We start from the raw sequence: 18,028 nt of genomic DNA on the forward strand, positions 1-18,028 counted from the left end.
TTTCTTTTTCCTCTATCGAACGATGGTTACAGATCCGGTACTTGGCTTGCGGCCATTTTTAGGATCAATGATGTAATAGTATGTACCAACAGGTAGCGGCTTCCCTGCAAACTGACCATCCCATGGTGTGTTGTAGCCTGTGCTCGTAAATACTTGTTTGCCATATCTGTCAAACACTTTGATAATAGCACCAGGATAACTGCTGATGTACTTAATGTTCCAAATGTCGTTGATGCCATCACCATTAGGGCTAAACGCATTTGGCACATCCGGATCAAGCAACACTTTCACAAATACATTATCGGTACTGCTACAACCACCTGCTCCTGTTACACGCAAAGTGTAGGTGATGTCTGTAGCTGGTTTAGTAACAGGTTGCAACACGGTACTACTATTCAAATAAGTAGCCGGTGACCAACTGTATACATAATTGCTCGAACCGGTAGCAGTTGCCGCAATAGTTGTTTGTCCCCCTTCCAACACAAACAAATCAGGCCCTGCATTAACTACCGGATAAGGATGAACTATCACATTTTTTGTGACCGTATCAGAGTAACAACCTTTGTTGGTTAGGTAATACAGCTGAACAGCATAGGTGCCTGCTGCTGCATACGTTCTGCTGGTATTTTGCGTGGTAGCAGTACTGCCATCTTTCAAATCCCAATACCAATTGGTAATCGTTTGATTCAAAGCATTGCTTTGGTCGGCAAATGCAATCACATCGCCCAAGCACACTTCGGCAGGTGTGGTGCTGAAATTGGCCAATGGCTGAGGATTGACGTCTGTAAGTTGTTGGGTCAAAGAATCACTGCAACCATCTTTTGATGTAACCAGCAATTTTACATTGTACGTACCCACAGCAGGATAATTATACGTTGGATTTTTCAATGTGCTGCTGGCACCTGCTACACCAAAACTCCAACGGTAAGTAAACTGTGCTTGTGTGCCATCTGCAATGGTACTTTGGTCATTGAAAGTGGCCGCACCAACCGGCATACAAACCGTAGGCATGCTAAAGGCCACAACTGGCAACGGATGCACATTGATGCTTTTGGTAACCGGCAAACTCGTACAGCCGCTATCAGTAATCACACTCAATGTGATATTGGTATTGCCGGTGTTGGCATACACATGTGAGAAAGCTGCTGCGGTTGTTTTAGCATACGTGTTGCCATCTCCCATCGTCCAGTTCCAATTAGAGAGTTGGCTATGATTTGGAACTGATGCATCTCTGAATACCACTTGCTGCGTAACACAGGTAGGTGCGTCTACATTGAAGTTGGCAGTTGGTCTTGGCCAAACAGTAATGGTATTGGTGCTACTGTCTTTACAACCTGCCGCACTTTGATAAACATATTTAATGGTATGCGTACCCACACCCGGAATGGTTGGCGTAAATAAGCCGTTTGCTGCAATGCCATTGCCACTGTATACAAAACTGCCCGGCAATCCGGCCACATCATTTGCCTTTGTAATAATGCGTGGCGTGGCGTCCAAACAAATACCTGGAATGGTTGCGAAAGATACTTTTGGACTAGCCTGAAGGGTAATCGTTTTCACGACATCGTTTACACACACACCACCTGAATAGGCAACAAATCTGATTTGTACCGTTTTGGTAGCCGGTGTATTAAAGTTGCCATATAAATGTGTGTATTGCTTATCCGGTGTTGGAGTATCATCTGTAGTAACGATGCTGGCGTTGGGCCATTCCCAATACACTTCGGTTTTGGTAATAGAACCAAAATTGACAGTTGACTTATCCTGTATGGTAACTGGCAGATTTGTACACAAATTACCGGCCGTTACTACTATAAAATCTGCTTTGGGTTTATCACCGTTTACTGTCAGCACCTGGGTAATGCTGTCTACGCAGCCAGCGGCTGAAGTCACTTTCAACTGCACGTTGTAATTGCCCACCGCACTATACTTGTGTTGTGCATTTTGCGCATTACTAGTGTTAGGATTACCGGCAGATGCATTGGCGTCTCCAAAGTTCCAGGCCCATTGCATGCCAGTACTATTGTCTGCAATGGAAGTACTGTTGGTAAAAATGGCTGATGCATCTGTCAAACAAACTTCTGGAACTATAAAATTTGGTTTAGGCAATGGATGCACCTGTAGCGTTCGTTTCAACGTATCACTTACACAACCCTTGCTATTAGTAACTACCAGTGTTACAGTTTTGCTACCCCATGCTGCATAGGTATGGGTGAAAGCGTTTCCGTTGGTTGCATCATAAGTCGTGTTGTCACCCATGTTCCACTGCCAGCGGGTTATGCTACCTACATTGGCCACACTTGTTTGCGTAAATGTCAGTACGTTGGTTTCGCAAACCGGCGATGAAGTTGTGAAGTTGGCGGTTGGCAAAGGATTAACAACATGTGCTTTGGTTACGGTATCACTCGGGCAGCCTTTGTCTGAGATAATCCAATGCTTCACATTGAAAGTGCCGGCTGCCGTATACAAATGTGCCATATTGCGCAGCGAATCTTTTTTGCCGTTACCAAAATCCCAATAGAATTTTTGCAATGCCTGATTGCTGGCTGTGCTGGCATCGGTAAACCGTGAACTATCCCGCAGACACACTTCATTGGTCATGGTAAATTCCGCTTTTGGCTGTGCAAACACATTAACGAGTTGCATTGTGCTATCATCTGCACAACCAGCTGCAGAAGTTACGGTAAGCTTTACTGAAAACGGGCCAACAGTGGTGTATTTATGCAGCGGATCTTTTACTGTTGCAGTGCCGGCATCACCAAAATTCCAGTTGTATGCAAAACCTGCCTGAGTACCATCCGAAATAGTGCTGGTGCTGGTGAATTGCGCTTTGCCATCAGGTAAACAAACAACAGCAGGTATGGTAAACGAGGCCACCGGATAAGGTGACACCGTAATGGTTTTGGTAAAGGCAACACTTTTACAACCGGTTTGTGTTTGCACTATCAACGAAATAGTATAAGTGCCAACGGTTGCATAACTGATAGTACGAGGAGTATTCGCTAAAAGTGTATCTACTCTGCCGTCTCCATAATTCCAAATCCATTTCACCAGGTTGCCACTAGGTGCTGTGGATGCATCTGTCAAAACAATATTGCTGCCAACACAGGTGGGTGCACTTACTGTAAAGTTTGCTACGGGTGGCAGCGTTACATCAATCACTTTTGTGGTATCTGCAATGCAACCAATGTCGGTGAAAATGGTTTGCTTCACACTAAACTGACCCGGATTCAAATATTTCTTGGTTGGATTTTTAACCGAATCAATACTGTTGTCTCCAAAGCTCCATTGCCACCTGTTGATGGTTCTGCCCAACCCATTGCTGGCATCAATAAACTTCACAGAATCGGTGCTGCAACCAGTATGTTGCCAAACAAAATCGGCCTTGGGTTTTGCAAACACTTCTACTTCATAATCTATTTGTTGTTCGCCACTACAACCATCAGATGTAGGGTTGTTGGCAAATACAGTCACTTTGTACAAACCTGTTTGGGCAAGCACATATTTTCCGGGCAGGCGGTATTGGTAAATGTTTCTGCCTTCTACAACCCACGTACTATCATAATCTGGATCATTGATGGTGGTATCATTGAAGCGGCCATAAAACTGCCAACGCAATTGTGTGGGTTCGTACGGAAGTGTGATGGCAAAGTTGAATGGAGAATTGACACAGGTGGCAGGAAAGTTTACTGTGGCATATTCGTTTTTGATGGTGATAAACTGAAACAAGTCACGTACGTTGGTACCAGCATTGTATCCATAAGATTCCACGTTGCCATAACCGTAAGCAATAGCCGAAAAGCTAGAGTCTGCCACTAATGTTTGTACCGGGTTCACAACACTGATATTCGTCACATCTTCTTGCAAATAAGAATAGGCTGTACCCGGTATTACCTGAAAAGTAGCGATGGGTGGCGCACCGTTTATTCTAAACGTAGGTGCCGCTACTGTTTTGATAATGATGTTGAGATAGCACTTATCTACATTGCTTTGACCAGAAGGTACCCAAGAACGATGTGCAGAGAACAACGTGATGTTGTTTATCGTTTGTTCTACCGGATTCAGAATGACCATTTCCGGATCGCTTTGTACCACGTTGGCACCACCGGGTCCGCAGGTTTGGCTGGTCATGTATTGCACCACAGATATGGGTTTATCTGCATCAATCTTGTTGGGAAAGTTGGTTTTGAATTCATAGAAATTGCCGGGCCGCAAACCAGTCAATTGGCTGGATGCACCATTCTCCGTTCTGGTAACCACTGTTGCCGGATCGGTTACATACACCCGAAAAATATCATAGGTTTTTCGAACAAAAGGTGCTGTCAAAAAGCTTTTACCAAACGTTCTTGTCGGAAACAATTGTTGATACAGGTTGTCACCGCCAGATGCACCGGCACAATCAAAAGCCGACCAGGTAGTTGAACTAAAAACACCAATGGGTTTACAGCTAGAACCTGCTGTGGCAACAGAACGAACCTTGGTGCCACTAATATCTGCATCTTTAGGAAACTGCACCTGATACACATCGCCGGGCTGACTGAGTGTAATGGTGTATTCTGTGCCTGCGGGTTGATTGGCCCTGGTGGTAACCGTGGGTGTAATACCCACAACAGTGTTGGCCTCTTTTGCCACAACCGTTATGGTTCCATAGCCACTGTTGGCACCACTGGCGCCACTACTGCTATAGCTGGGCACAATGTATTCCTTACCCCATACTGCCGTGGGCAAAATGAGAGATGCACCAGAACGGGCCGAACGAATGATATGTGCATATACTACCACTGGCACATCGCTGGTTACATGTATGCCGGCTGAAGTAAGAATGCCTTCGGTTTGAGGTAAATACACGGCATTATTAGGAGCATCGCCATTGGTGCCTAAAAACACCCGGCGAAGACCATTGGCCGAAATACTAAACGGAATGGTATTAGGGCCCGCCACTACCTGACCAGTAGCTGCTTTATCGCTGGTAATGTAAATACCCATGACAGCACCTGTGCCATCTACGTGAGCTGGAAATGTGATCCAAAAATCTTTGCCTTTGTTGGAAAAGTCTTGCCCGAATGCATCGGTAAGCCCAACCCAACAACAACAAAGCAGCAACAGCCTGGCAAACAAATGCTTCATATCAAATAGAGGGCGAATAGGAAAACGCAATTTACTAGTTTAAGTAGTTAGTGGTTCAACATATTATGACCATCAATCGGGCCTTTGGTTTAAGTACCGGGCAACTGTTGCAGGTAGTTTTTGGCGGAAGGCCCCAGGTTAAACAAAAGGTCTAATATGCTCAGGTTGGTTTCAAAACGTTCGCCGAAGGTTTGTTGGTATGCAGGCAACAAATACTGTGTCCTGTTTTTGGGTAAAAAACGATGGCGAAAATCTGTCTCATCCTCACTTATAATGGGCGTAAAGGATGTACTGTACTCAATCTTTCCTTGCCAGCGCAGCTGTTGCAATACCCACCGCAACGAATGCTCTGCCATCTCCCACAGCAAAGCATGTTTGCTTTCCCAAATTTGCTGCAGCCCGGGTGCATAGTGGTAAAAAAAGGCGATCTGTTGTACAAGGATTCCAGTGTTCGCCAGTGTTCTTTCATCCAGCGGCCATTATAATCAACTTTCAAATCGGCCGTCATGGCTTTCTGATCTCTCCCACCCTGCAGCGGTACCGTTATCGCCAGCACATCGTTGGCACCCAACACCTGAAAGCGGTTGCGATAGCCCATTTTTTGCCAATGCTCCTGCTTTTCCAATACCAGCGTTTCTACTTCGTGTATACGGGCAAAAGCAGCTATCGGGCCAAACAATTGTATTTCAATTTTCCTCATCATACGCAGGAATGAATAGACGATTTTTTAAGACAGGTTGAGCGGTGATCGGGCAAGCTACGGCATCTGTATTTTTGGGCATGCAAAAATTGGTCAATATAGCTACCCTGTTGTTGCTACTTACTGCTTGTAAGGCACCGCAGGCTTTGCAGTACAATAGCATCGGAGCCATTCAGGTGCAATCAATAGATATGCAAACAACGGATGGCATTGTTGACATTTCCTTTTACAACCCCAATGCATTTGAGGTACAACTCAATCGTGTGGAAGCTGTGTTGAGCATCAATAATCAGCCTGCAGGCAAAGCCAACATGGATACGTTGATTGCGATGACGGGATTAACCAACAGCACTTTACCCGTTCGCATACAGCTAAACAATCAATTGCTGCTGGGCCAATCCATGCAGCTGTTGTTGGGCGGCAGCATTCCTTATCAAATTGAAGGTTTTGCCATGGCAGGAAAGAAAAAGCCCCGTTGGAAAATTCCTTTTTCACAACAGGGCGCTTTTACCAGACAAATGCTGGAAAAATTATTTCGGTGATGGCGTTGCTTCCGGCTTTTTGCAACAGGCCGGTAGCTTTTTATACGTATCCGGATTAGCTGTTACATCATCAGCATCAAAGCCAGCATTGGCAATAGCCGTTTTTATTTCTTCGAGGTTGGTACGGTCAGGATACCAGGTTACCTGTACCACGCCTCTTTTGAAAATCACATTGATTTTGATAAGGCCGTCAACATATTTTGGCGCCATTTGCTCAATGATTTGTTTGCATGGCTCACAGGTAGCTTGCGGCACTTTTATTTCTGCTCTTTGCTGCTTGGGTTGTTGTGCCTGTGCGGCTGTTGTCATCAACAACAACACGAGGAATGAATACAAAACTTTCATAACAATATGGGTTTGATAGGCGTTACTTTTTCCAGTTGGCAGGGTCCTGACTCCATTGCAGCAACACTTCTTGCTGGTCAGCAGAAATGATTTGCCTTTCAATGGCTAAATCAATCAGCGTTGGATAGTTGGTGAGTGCTTTAAAAGGTACGCCGGCCTTGTCAAACGCTTCGGCGGCCTGCGGAAATCCATAGGTAAAAATGGCCACCATACCTGCCACTTCCATACCTGCGTTGCGAATGACATCAACGACCTGCAAGCTGCTTTTGCCCGTACTTACCAGGTCTTCAATCACCAATACTTTCTGGCCTTTTTCGTAGTAACCTTCAATTTGGTTGCCCAAGCCATGTTCCTTTGGTTTTGGACGAACATAAATATAAGGTAGTTTCAGTTGGTCGGCAGCCATAGCACCCCAAGCAATACCCGCTGTAGCCACACCAGCCAACATATCAATATCTGGAAACTCCGAAAAAATCACATTGCACAATTCGCTTTTGATATAGTCACGAACAAAAGGAAAACCCAGTGTTTTTCTGTTGTCGCAATAGATGGGACTTTTCCAGCCGCTGGCCCAGGTAAATGGTTCGTTTGCATTCAACCGGATGGCTTCTATTTGTAGCAATTTTTCGGCTACTACCCTTTCATTCGTTTTCATGTTGTTGCTATTGCTGCGAATATCGCAATGTTTAGGAGGCGATGCAGTCAAACGGCATTGCCAGTAAAAATTTTAGCAGTTTATGGTTGATGTGTGCTGTCGGCTTTCGTTTGCATCCAGGCAGTTTCCAATCGCTTCAAAGCACTGTCGAGGCCAGGCCCGTAAGCCTTATCCGCCATCATCATTTTCATTTTCAAGAGCGGTTTGTACCAAGGGGTTTGAAACACGTAGAACATTTGCGTAGTGGTGCTGTCGCTTTGCAATTGGTAAAAAGCAATGCCCCCTTTAGCTACTACTGCTGCATCTTTTTCTATTTGAAAAAACAATGTATCCGCATGGGGCGTGGCCTGCGCCGACAAGCTGTTGAACAAATTGTTTTCATAAAAAGGAATGTCAGCTGTTTTCACCAGCATGGGTTCATTGCCCACCAGCAAAGTTTTTGCTGAAATCAAATTGGTTTCCAAACTCTTGGCCAATGCGGTTTCAGCAGCACCAATATTTCTTACCCTGCTGATAACAGTATTGGCAGGAAACAACAAGGTAATGCCCCAAAAAAGCATTCCAAAAACCAACACACTCAGCAATCCCAGTTTAATCAATTTCATTGTCTGTTTTTTTACTCCCACTTAAACACTTTCACAGCTACGGCGTACACCACAATTCCCCACAAAACAATGATGCCAATTTCAAAACCGGTGTCCCACAAGTGAGCTCCTTCAAAAGCAATTTTGCGCATGGCATCGTTGAAGTAGGTCAAAGGTAAAATGCGGCAAATGGGTTGCAACCAACTTGGGAAAACATCGATGCTGAAAAAAGTACCCGCCAGTAAGAACTGCGGCAGTGTAATGAGGTTGGCAAATGGCGGAATAGAAGATTCGTTTTTGGCTACACTGCTTACAATGAAACCAAAACCCATAAATACCAGCAGTGCAATAAAACTCAACACCAGTATTTCAAGGAAAGTAATCCAGCCATTGACGAGTGTAAACTTGAAAGCAAATGTGCCGATACCGATAATCACAACAGCCGTCACCAACTGAAAAATTACCCGGGCAATACCTTCACCCAAAACAATCATGGTGCGGTTTACAGGCGTAGCGTAAAACCTTTTGAGCACAAGGGTTTGACGCAGGTTGAAAAACAAAAAGGCCACGCCAAACACACCGGCACTGAGCAATGAAAAACCCAGCTGACCGGGAAGTATAAAATCAATCGTCCTGTACTTGCGTACCTCTTCAATTTGTGGGGCATCAAAGGATGCGTAGCTCAATTTATTGGGATAAATGCGGGCATCAATTTTGCTCACCACATTTTCTAAAAAAGGTAGAAACGTAGACAACTTATCGCCACTGGCACTCGTAGAGCGAAAGCTGATGCGGTAAGGATGTGCACCGTCTTTGGCAGCTTCATTTTTATAAACCCCCAGCACACCCGTAATGCGTCCTTTTTTGAGTTCTGATTGCAATTCAGCATCCGATGCCGGCTGCACAAACTTTACATTGGGAATGGTTTTGAGTGCAGCAATCACATGGTTGTTGGTATCGGCATTTTGCTCGAGTACAATGCGATAGGTAGTGATGCCACCGCCACCGCCAATGAAGCCAAACACCAAAATAAAAATGAGGGGAAAAGCAATGCTAAACAGTACAGCAGAAGGACTTCTGAAAATCGCTTTTAAAGCCCCTTTTGTAATGGCCAGCATGGCCGTTACCTGACTATAAGGCTTTACGGAAGGGGTTGTACTCATGCCGGCAAAAGTATCAGATTGTGGAGCACCAACAGTCAATATTTTACTGAGGCTGCGTTGAAGGCATAATGAAAAATGGCAATCGCATTTGAGTGGTTCCAGCCTGCTGTTTCAGCAACTGCATGTGTTTCCATGCGGTTACAAACTCAGGCCCCAGTTGTTGCTGCAGCAACATGGCCATTTGGGTTTGCTGATCGTCTTTGTCGCTCATGAGTTTTTCCCACAGCGATTTTACTTCGGGCCATTCTTTTATACTGTACGATTTCACTTTTGCCATACGGGCAGCACAGGCAATGGCATCTTGCAGGGTACCAATTTTGTCTACCAAACCATGTTTGATGCCATCTGTACCACTCCAAACACGACCTTGGGCAATGCTGTCTACTTCGGCCACCTTCATGCGGCGGCCTGCAGCCACTTTGCTCAGGAAGTTTTGGTAAATAGAATCTACACTGTTTTGAAAAAAACGGCGTTCGGCAGCTGTCATTTGCCGGAATGGCGAACCCAAACTGGCCGAAGCTGACGTTGACACTTCATCGAAGCTGATACCGAGTTTTTGAGAAGTTAACTGGGTGGCATCAAACAGCATACTGTACACGCCAATGCTACCGGTAAGCGTACCGGGCTGTGCAAAAATGCTATCGGCTCCGCAGCTGATGTAATAACCGCCACTGGCCGCATAATCGCCCATGCTTACAACAACAGGTTTGTCTTTTTTCAGCAACTGTATTTCACGCCAAATTACTTCCGAAGCCAGCGGGCTACCGCCGGGGCTGTTTACCCGAAACACAACCGCTTTTACATTTTTATCGAACCTGGCTTTGCGCAGCAACTGCCGGATGGTTTCTCCACCTATAAAATCATCACCGCTTTTTCCATTCACAATTTCACCTTGCGCATAAATCACCGCTATTTTATCTGCTGGCGCTTCCTCTACTTTTTTGGCTATTTCAATCATTTCCTTCACCGCCAGGAAATTGATTTTTTCAATATTGGCGGCGCCGGTTTTTTTAGCAATGATTTCTTTTACTTCATCATCGTATAGCAGCTTGTCGATAAGGCTGGCAGCCACTGCATCTTGGGCAGTTTGCATGCCCAGGTTATTGGCTAATAAACGCAGTTGAGCTGTATCTGCCTTGGGGCGACTCACAGCAATGTGTTGCAAAAACTGACTGTACAACTCATTGAGCAGTGTACTCAGCTGCAGCCGGTTGGCATCACTCATTTTATTGAGGCGATAAGGTTCGGTTGCGCTTTTAAATTGTCCTGCGTAAAATATTTCCGGCTTCACCCCCAGTTTTTCCAAGGCATCTTTATAAAAGGCCAGTTGAATACCGAAGCCCTGCCAATCCAAACTACCAGCAGGATTCATGTATACCAAATCGGCAACCGAGGCCAGTTCATACGCCCGTTGTTCGTAGTAATTGGCATAGGCAATCAACCATTTTTTGCTTTGCTTAAACCGGAGCAATGCTTGTCGAAGTTCTGCGCTGCCGGCATAGCCGTTGGCATTGTAGCCACCCACCAGGTATATGCCTTTTACTTTGGCATTGGTAGCGGCGGCATCAATAGCAGCAATTACATCATGCAGGCCCAAAATATCTTCCGACTGTGCCCCGGGTATAGGCAAGCCCTGCTCAATCCTTTGTTCCATCATGGGTTTGCTGATGTCTATCACCAGCACGGTATTGTCTTTTACCACAGGGGTGTCTTCGCTGGTGGCGGCACTAAAAATGCCGATGCCTAATAAAAACAGGATGAACGTAAACAGGCAAATGGCTAAAAAAGTAGCCAGGAATATTTTAAGGAAACTGCGCATATATCATTGAAAATCCGCATAAAACGGATGTGCTGCCGAAAATAAGGATATTTGCTCCCGTGACCGACAAACGTTCTATAAACACAGCTTATTTACTTACCGGCGGAAACATGGGTAGCCGGGAGGCACAACTGGCCCGGGCAAAAACACTCATTCATGAGCAGGCAGGCAAAGTGATTCAGGCATCATCGCTGTACGAAACCAGTGCCTGGGGCAATATTCCTCAACCAGCTTTTCTCAATCAGGTATTGTGTGTTGAAACCACACTCGACGCCACGGCACTGCTTTACAAAGTGCTGGACATTGAGCAACAAATGGGCCGTGAACGCAGCATCAAATACGGACCAAGAATCATTGACATAGATGTACTGCTCTATGAAGACCTGATACTTGAAACAGCTGATTTGACCGTGCCACACCCGTTTTTGCATGTGCGAAGATTTACGTTGGTACCGTTGGCGGAAATTGCGCCACATTTCATACATCCGGTTCTCAACAAATCCATCCATCAGTTGCTGTTGGAATGCCCCGATGCGCTGGATGTGAAGAAATTTTCTCCGGAAAATGAATGAACCTCCATTGTTTTGCGCCAAGGGTTCATAGTACATGGATTATCACTTTATCACGATTGAAGGCAATATTGGGGCAGGCAAAACCACGCTGGCACATTTGCTCAGCAAAAAGCTGGATGCACGGTTGATTTTGGAAGAGTTTGCCGACAACCCCTTTCTACCGAAGTTTTACGAAAATCCCAAGCAGTTTGCTTTTCCGCTGGAGTTGTTTTTTATGGCTGAACGCTACAAACAACTCAAGGATATGCTGGTGAGCCGCGACCTGTTTAATACGGTTACGGTAAGTGATTATCTGTTTACAAAATGTCTGTTGTTTGCCCGTGTAAACCTGCCCGAAGAAGAGTACCGTTTGTACCAGCGATTGTTTGATATCATTCACCAGCAGATAGTGCAGCCAGAAATTTTGATTTACCTGCATGCACCGGTGAGCCGCCTGCAGCAAAACATTCGCAAACGCAACCGTACCTACGAGCAAAGCATCCCTGATGAATACCTGTACAGCATTCAGGAAACCTACAGCACTTACATCCGCAACCACAATGTACCTACGCTGCTGGTGGATGTAAGCAAGGCCGATTTTCTCAACAATCCTGCACACCTGCAAGCTATTATGGATGCCCTCGAAAAACGCTACGACACAGGCCTGCACGTGGTAAGTCTGCCAGATTAACGCTTTTTCATATCATACCAACCTTTCTGCAGCAGGCTTGTTGCTAACAAAGAAACAGTACTTGGCCGGCGAGGGTTATTTTTGCAGCGGCCAATGGCCTACATCGATATGAAACAATTCAACGTTCCCTCTTTTTATAGAAGTCAGCTTATTTCAGCCATCAAGGCCAACCGCAAAGCGGCAGACAAACTCAAGAAAGATTTTGCACCCACCCTGCTCGATTTTGGTTCGTTGAAAATATACCTGGCCCGTCATTTCGGCTTTTGCTACGGGGTAGAAAATGCCATTGAAATTGCGTACCGCTGCGTGGAAGAAAACCCGGGCAAACGCATTTTTCTGTTGAGTGAAATGATTCACAACCCACAGGTAAATGCCGATCTGCAAAAAAATGGCGTTGCCTTTTTGCAAGATTCATATGGTAAAACCATTGTGCCATTTGAAGACCTGACGCCGGAAGATGTGGTGATTATTCCTGCCTTTGGCACCACCATTGCCATTGAAGAAAAACTGAACAGCCTCGGCATTTCGCCATACAAATACAACACCACCTGCCCTTTTGTAGAAAAAGTGTGGAACCGTGGTGAACAGCTGGGCGAAAAAGGCTATAGCCTGGTGATACATGGCAAGCCCAAGCACGAAGAGACCAGGGCTACATTCAGCCGGGCGGCACATCACTCCCCTGCCGTTGTGGTAAACGATATGGCAGAAACCATCACCCTTGGCAAATACATCACTGGTGAGCTACCTGCTGCGGAGTTTTACGAAACATTCAAAGGCCGGTACAGCGAAGGGTTTGACATTAGCAAAGACTTGCAACATTTTGGGGTAATTAACCAAACCACGCAGCTGGCTACCGATACACAAGCCATTGCCGATTACCTGAAAGCCCTGGTCGAAAATCATTTTGGTGAAACCGATGCCGATGGCAAAAAGCGTTTTGCAGATACCCGTGACACCTTGTGCTATGCAACCAACGACAACCAAACTGCCGTTCGGGAAATGCTGAATACTGCTGCTGATTTGGCTATTGTGGTGGGCGGTTACAATAGCAGCAACACCAGCCATCTGGTAGAACTGTGCGAAGAGAAACTGCCAACTTTTTACATCAAGGAAACGGCCAGTATTGTTGATACCAACAGCATTGTTCATTTTGATTGGCGCAATAAACAAGAGTTACAAACCAATGGCTGGATGCCCGCCAAAAAGCCATTAACCATTTTGCTGACAAGCGGTGCCAGCTGTCCCGACACATTGGTGCAAGCGGTGATAGAAAAACTACTCGGTTATTTTCCTGATGCAACGCCACTGGAGCAAGTGGCTGAAACATTTTTGCAAGACTAAGCTTTGTGTGGTCTGCTCTTCATGGTCAGTACCAATTCGTAAGCTTTGTTCAGGGTTTCTTCTGGCGAAAGATCAGTATTGTCTAAAATGATGGCATCGTCGGCTTTGCGCAGCGGACTTATCTCCCGGTTGCTGTCGATATAGTCACGCATCTCGAGGTTATGTTTTACTTCTTCAATGGTAACTGCCGGATTTTTTTCGTGCAGTTCCTTGAAGCGACGTGTAACACGGATGGCAGGATCGGCCTGTAAGAATATTTTTAATTCTGCATTTGGGAAAACGGTGGTGCCAATATCACGGCCATCCATCACAATGCCTTTGGCATCACCCAACTTTTGCTGCGCTGCTACGGCAAATGTGCGAACCTCTTTTACAGCAGCTACTTCACTTACTTTTTCAGCCACCACCAAATCACGAATCACGTATTCTACGTTTTCGCCATTCAGAAATATTTCACTCTGCTTGGTATCGGCGTTTACTTCAAAATGCAATTCAATATTGCTAATGGCATTATCCACTGCAGACTGATCGTTCCAATCAATACGATTGCGCAAAAAATACAACGTGATGGCCCGGTACATCGCACCGCTGTCAATGTATTTGTAATGCAGTTTGCTGGCCAGTTTTTTGGCCAGTGTGCTTTTGCCACAGGAAGAGTACCCGTCGATGGTGACAATGATTTTGCGCATGCTGCAAATGTCTGTCTGTGCAGCTAAGCTGGCAAATTATTTTGGGGCCTTTATATGAAAACGATATATGCCCCACCCAACCGTACAAAGCAACCCAACTACACAAACCATTAATATGTAATTGATTTTACTGGCACCGCCATTCATGGCACTATCATACACCATCCATTGAATGCCCAGGAAAATAATAGCTCCCCATACCCTTATTAGCCGCACCATCCATGCCCCAACCTGATACATTTGTGCTGCATTTTCTTCGGTGATGGGTACGGAATAGTTGAATTGCTGCGGGTGTTTATTCATAAAAAACAATGTGGTGGCTACGAAAAAATAAATACCAGCCAACAGCCATACCGATTCTTTCCCAGACCAACCATCTGGCTGTCCATTAAAACTAAAATGGATGGGCACTCTTTCGGGCAACACCGCATAGTGGTATATCACACTTACCAATATCGCTGCAGACAATAACCAAATAACCAACTCTAAGCGGCTATCTGTTTTGGTAAATGGTATTGAAATATTCGGACGATTCATCACATAAAAAAGCCAGCTGTTTCCAACTGGCTTTAAAGATAAATCATGTATGCATTAGGCTTTGCCTTCTTCTACGGTTGGTTCCGATTCGCGGCTCTTCATACTAAACACAATCTTCTGATTGTCCTTATCAAAACTGGCTTCGAGCACATCGCCTTGCTTAATATTCATGTTCAGAATTTCTTCTGCCAGCGGGTCTTCCAAATACTTTTGGATGGCCCTGTGCAGCGGACGAGCACCAAACTGTGAATCGTATCCTTTATCGGCAATGAAGTCTTTGGCTTCTTTGGTGAGTTCCAATCTAAAGCCCAGGTTGTTCAACCGCTTCATCACATTCTTCATCAAAATATCGATGATAGAGAAGATGTTTTCTTTCGACAAACTATTGAAGATGATCACATCGTCAATACGGTTCAAAAATTCAGGGCTGAAGGTGCGCTTCAATGCTTTTTCAATAACAGCCTTGCTGTTTTCTTCAGCACTCTGCATACGGGTAGCGGTAGCAAAACCCACGCCTTCACCAAAATCTTTCAACTGGCGTACACCAATGTTAGATGTCATGATGATAAGGGTGTTTTTGAAATCTACCTTGCGACCGAGGCCATCGGTAAGCTGACCATCATCCAATACCTGCAGCAAAATGTTGTAGATATCAGGATGCGCTTTTTCAATTTCATCGAGCAGGATAACGCTGTAAGGTTTACGACGCACTTTCTCAGTGAGTTGTCCGCCTTCTTCGTAGCCCACGTATCCCGGAGGCGCACCAATCAAACGGCTTACGGTAAACTTCTCCATGTATTCACTCATGTCGATGCGAATGAGTGAATCTTCGCTATCGAACATATAACGAGCCAGGGCACGGGCCAATTCTGTTTTACCTACACCCGTTGGGCCAAGGAAAATGAAAGTACCAATTGGCTTCTTCGGATCTTTTAAACCTACCCGGTTGCGCTGAATGGCTTTCACCACTTTCAGGATGGCTTCATCTTGTCCGATGACCATGTTCTTCATGTCATCACTCATCCGACGAAGCTTCTCCGTTTCGGCCTGCACCATGCGTTTTACAGGAATGCCGGTCATCATGCTCACCACTTCCGCAATGTTTTCTTCATCTATCGGATAGCGGGCATGCTTGCTGTCTTCTTCCCATTCGTTCTTTGCTTTTTCCAATTCTTCGCCCAGGCGTTTTTCGGTATCCCGCAATGAAGCAGCTTCTTCAAAACGCTGGCTTTTTACCACCTTGTTTTTCTCCAGCTTTATTTCTTCAATGCGTTTTTCCAGATCAAGAATGTTCTGGGGAACATTGATGTTTTTGAGGTGCACACGGGCTCCTACTTCATCCAATACATCAATGGCTTTATCGGGCAGCAACCTGTCTGTCATGTACCGATCGCTGAGTTTTACACAGGCTTCAATGGCTTCATCATTGTAGCTTACGTTATGGTAGTCTTCGTACTTACTCTTGATGTTTTGCAGAATCTGAATGGTTTCTTCCACGCTGGGTTGCTCCACAATCACTTTTTGAAAACGACGATCGAGGGCACCATCTTTTTCAATGTGCATGCGGTATTCATCCAAAGTAGAGGCGCCAATGCACTGGAGTTCGCCACGGGCCAATGCAGGTTTAAAAATGTTGGAGGCATCCAGTGAACCGCTGGCACCACCAGCACCTACGATGGTATGAATTTCATCGATGAACAGAATCACGTCTCTGTTCTTTTCGAGTTCGTTCATGATGGCTTTCATGCGTTCTTCAAACTGACCACGATATTTTGTGCCCGCTACCAATGCAGCAAGGTCCAAACTAATCACTCTCTTATCGAACAACACCCGGCTTACTTTGCGCTGCACAATGCGCAGTGCCAAACCTTCCACAATGGCAGTTTTACCCACACCGGGTTCACCAATCAAAATGGGGTTGTTCTTTTTGCGTCGAGAAAGAATTTGCGACACCCTTTCGATCTCTGCTTCACGACCTACAATTGGATCGAGAGTTCCCTGCTCTGCCAATCGGGTAATGTCGCGGCCAAAGTTGTCGAGCACCGGAGTTTTGCTTTTTTGAGCACCACCCTGCTGCTGCCGTTGTTTGGACGCACCAGCACCATAACCGCCGCCTTTTTTCTCCTCTTCAAAATCGTCGTTGTCGTCGTCGGAGTATTCGGCACGGGTGTTGAAATCGCTGTTGAGCAATACGCCCAATTCATTTTTGAAAACATCATAATCTACTTCATACTGCATGAGTATTTGCGTAGCAATGTTTTCTTTGTTTTTCAAAATGCTCAGCATAAGGTGTTCGCTTTCTACGGTTGCACTCTTCAGCGATTTGGCTTCGAGCACCGTTACACGAATCACTTTTTCGGCCTGCTTGGTGAGTGGCAGGCTATTGATGTTGGCAATATTTTTTCCTGTTTTATCCCGCACGGCCAGTTCTACTTCCTTGCGCAATTCGTACAGGTCTACGTTCAATTGTTTCAGCACTTTGATAGCTGTGTTTTCGCCGTCTCTTATCAGGCCAAGCAACAGATGCTCGGTGCCAATAAAATCATTGCCCAACCTCAATGCCTCTTCTCTGCTGTAGGAAATTATTTCCTTTACCTGTGGTGAAAAATTACCGTCCATATGTGTGCTCTCCTGTTGCTTACAATATTAAAGATTATTTTCGGGGCTCAATCCTTTGCTGAAATACACATGTTGTGAATTAAGGAACAACCTCAACCTCCACAACCTGCCCGTTTCAACATTCACGATGCCGGTTGAATGCATTACGATTCAGGAACAATTTAGGTTGTGAAGGAATCGGTAATCCTGAAAAGCGGCAACAACTTATACACCGTTGTTTATGAACGTCAAATTAGATACCAAGGAAAAATTTCACGAAATCAGCCTCCTCGATGGCGTATTAACTGCTAATATGACAGCCGACTTTGCCGAAATGCTGTCTGTTGTACAAAAACAACCGCCATTTAATGTAGTGTTGTCATTGGAGCAGGTGCAGGAAGTACACGCCGATATGCAGCAGGCACTGGCGCAGGCTCAACAAGCTTACTATGAGCTCAACTATTCTTTTGTGATTTGTTGCATGCAACCCGCTGTAGAAGAAGCCTTTGATAAGGCCGAACTTTTGGAAATGATGAATGTAACACCTACCCTGAGCGAAGCCTGGGACATAGTGCAAATGGAAGAAATAGAGCGGGAACTGATGGGTGATTTTGATACGGAATAATTCATATCCGTTTTTTGCAGCATACGCAGCCGATTGATTGTCATTTGCATTTACCCACTAC

General features: G+C 45.3%; 16 protein-coding genes. 5 read left to right on the top strand and 11 right to left on the bottom strand.

The window, feature by feature from the left end; all coding sequences use genetic code 11:
• Positions 1-12: 12 nt before the first annotated feature.
• The 3 genes from GLV81_RS09100 to GLV81_RS09110 all read right to left on the bottom strand — a co-directional run bounded on the left by GLV81_RS09100 (position 13) and on the right by GLV81_RS09110 (position 5,830).
• Positions 13-5,127, bottom strand: a complete 5,115-nt coding sequence (locus GLV81_RS09100; RefSeq protein ID WP_157478589.1) for a PKD domain-containing protein — start codon at positions 5,125-5,127, stop codon at positions 13-15.
• Between the two features lie 89 nt (positions 5,128-5,216).
• On the bottom strand, positions 5,217-5,483 hold the full coding sequence (locus tag GLV81_RS21215; protein WP_157478590.1) for a WbqC family protein: 267 nt from the start codon (positions 5,481-5,483) through the stop codon (positions 5,217-5,219).
• A complete protein-coding gene (locus tag GLV81_RS09110) occupies positions 5,396-5,830 on the bottom strand; it encodes a WbqC family protein (protein ID WP_157478591.1) in 435 nt (144 codons plus the stop codon). Before GLV81_RS09110 ends, GLV81_RS21215 begins: the two co-directional genes overlap by 88 nt.
• 77 nt (positions 5,831-5,907) lie before the next feature.
• Here GLV81_RS09110 and GLV81_RS09115 point away from each other — a divergent pair, with 77 nt between their 5' ends.
• Positions 5,908-6,369, top strand: coding sequence for an LEA/WHy family protein (locus GLV81_RS09115; RefSeq protein ID WP_157478592.1), 462 nt, complete (start codon positions 5,908-5,910; stop codon positions 6,367-6,369).
• On the opposite strand, the gene GLV81_RS09120 is transcribed toward GLV81_RS09115, so the two are convergent.
• The 5 genes from GLV81_RS09120 to sppA all read right to left on the bottom strand — a co-directional run bounded on the left by GLV81_RS09120 (position 6,358) and on the right by sppA (position 10,935).
• Entirely contained in the window at positions 6,358-6,714 is a 357-nt protein-coding gene (locus tag GLV81_RS09120; protein ID WP_157478593.1) for a heavy-metal-associated domain-containing protein, read from the bottom strand. The two genes, GLV81_RS09115 and GLV81_RS09120, sit on opposite strands and share 12 nt — an antisense overlap.
• Positions 6,715-6,736: 22 nt before the next feature.
• Positions 6,737-7,369, bottom strand: a complete 633-nt coding sequence (gene pyrE / locus GLV81_RS09125) for an orotate phosphoribosyltransferase (protein WP_157478594.1) — start codon at positions 7,367-7,369, stop codon at positions 6,737-6,739.
• A gap of 80 nt (positions 7,370-7,449) precedes the next feature.
• Positions 7,450-7,974 carry a hypothetical protein gene (locus tag GLV81_RS09130; RefSeq protein WP_157478595.1) on the bottom strand — a complete coding sequence of 175 codons (525 nt, stop codon included), beginning with the start codon at positions 7,972-7,974 and terminating at the stop codon, positions 7,450-7,452.
• 11 nt (positions 7,975-7,985) lie between these two features.
• Entirely contained in the window at positions 7,986-9,116 is a 1,131-nt protein-coding gene (locus GLV81_RS09135) for an ABC transporter permease (RefSeq protein WP_157478596.1), read from the bottom strand.
• Between the two features lie 43 nt (positions 9,117-9,159).
• Positions 9,160-10,935 carry a signal peptide peptidase SppA gene (gene sppA / locus GLV81_RS09140; protein ID WP_157478597.1) on the bottom strand — a complete coding sequence of 592 codons (1,776 nt, stop codon included), beginning with the start codon at positions 10,933-10,935 and terminating at the stop codon, positions 9,160-9,162.
• Between the two features lie 59 nt (positions 10,936-10,994).
• Here sppA and folK point away from each other — a divergent pair, with 59 nt between their 5' ends.
• The 3 genes from folK to GLV81_RS09155 all read left to right on the top strand — a co-directional run bounded on the left by folK (position 10,995) and on the right by GLV81_RS09155 (position 13,518).
• The gene (gene folK / locus GLV81_RS09145; RefSeq protein WP_246186348.1) at positions 10,995-11,507 is read left to right on the top strand and encodes a 2-amino-4-hydroxy-6-hydroxymethyldihydropteridine diphosphokinase; all 513 of its coding nucleotides are present in this window, start codon (positions 10,995-10,997) and stop codon (positions 11,505-11,507) included.
• 34 nt (positions 11,508-11,541) lie between these two features.
• On the top strand, positions 11,542-12,177 hold the full coding sequence (locus GLV81_RS09150; RefSeq protein WP_157478598.1) for a deoxynucleoside kinase: 636 nt from the start codon (positions 11,542-11,544) through the stop codon (positions 12,175-12,177).
• 108 nt (positions 12,178-12,285) lie between these two features.
• Positions 12,286-13,518, top strand: coding sequence for a 4-hydroxy-3-methylbut-2-enyl diphosphate reductase (locus tag GLV81_RS09155; RefSeq protein WP_157478599.1), 1,233 nt, complete (start codon positions 12,286-12,288; stop codon positions 13,516-13,518).
• Here GLV81_RS09155 and cmk read toward each other — a convergent pair.
• From cmk to GLV81_RS09170, 3 genes are read right to left on the bottom strand one after another with little or no spacing between them, the layout of a single operon-like run.
• Positions 13,515-14,207, bottom strand: coding sequence for a (d)CMP kinase (gene cmk / locus GLV81_RS09160; RefSeq protein ID WP_157478600.1), 693 nt, complete (start codon positions 14,205-14,207; stop codon positions 13,515-13,517). The two genes, GLV81_RS09155 and cmk, sit on opposite strands and share 4 nt — an antisense overlap.
• Positions 14,208-14,243: 36 nt before the next feature.
• On the bottom strand, positions 14,244-14,744 hold the full coding sequence (locus tag GLV81_RS09165) for a DUF1648 domain-containing protein (protein WP_246186375.1): 501 nt from the start codon (positions 14,742-14,744) through the stop codon (positions 14,244-14,246).
• Positions 14,745-14,798: 54 nt separating this feature from the next.
• Entirely contained in the window at positions 14,799-17,363 is a 2,565-nt protein-coding gene (locus GLV81_RS09170; RefSeq protein ID WP_157478602.1) for an ATP-dependent Clp protease ATP-binding subunit, read from the bottom strand.
• A 220-nt stretch (positions 17,364-17,583) separates the two neighbouring features.
• Here GLV81_RS09170 and GLV81_RS09175 point away from each other — a divergent pair, with 220 nt between their 5' ends.
• Positions 17,584-17,967 (top strand): STAS domain-containing protein, encoded by a 384-nt coding sequence (locus GLV81_RS09175; RefSeq protein ID WP_157478603.1) that lies wholly within the window; start codon positions 17,584-17,586, stop codon positions 17,965-17,967.
• Positions 17,968-18,028: the final 61 nt, after the last annotated feature.

This window comes from Phnomibacter ginsenosidimutans (assembly GCF_009740285.1).
Classification (GTDB): Bacteria; Bacteroidota; Bacteroidia; order Chitinophagales; family Chitinophagaceae; genus Phnomibacter; species Phnomibacter ginsenosidimutans.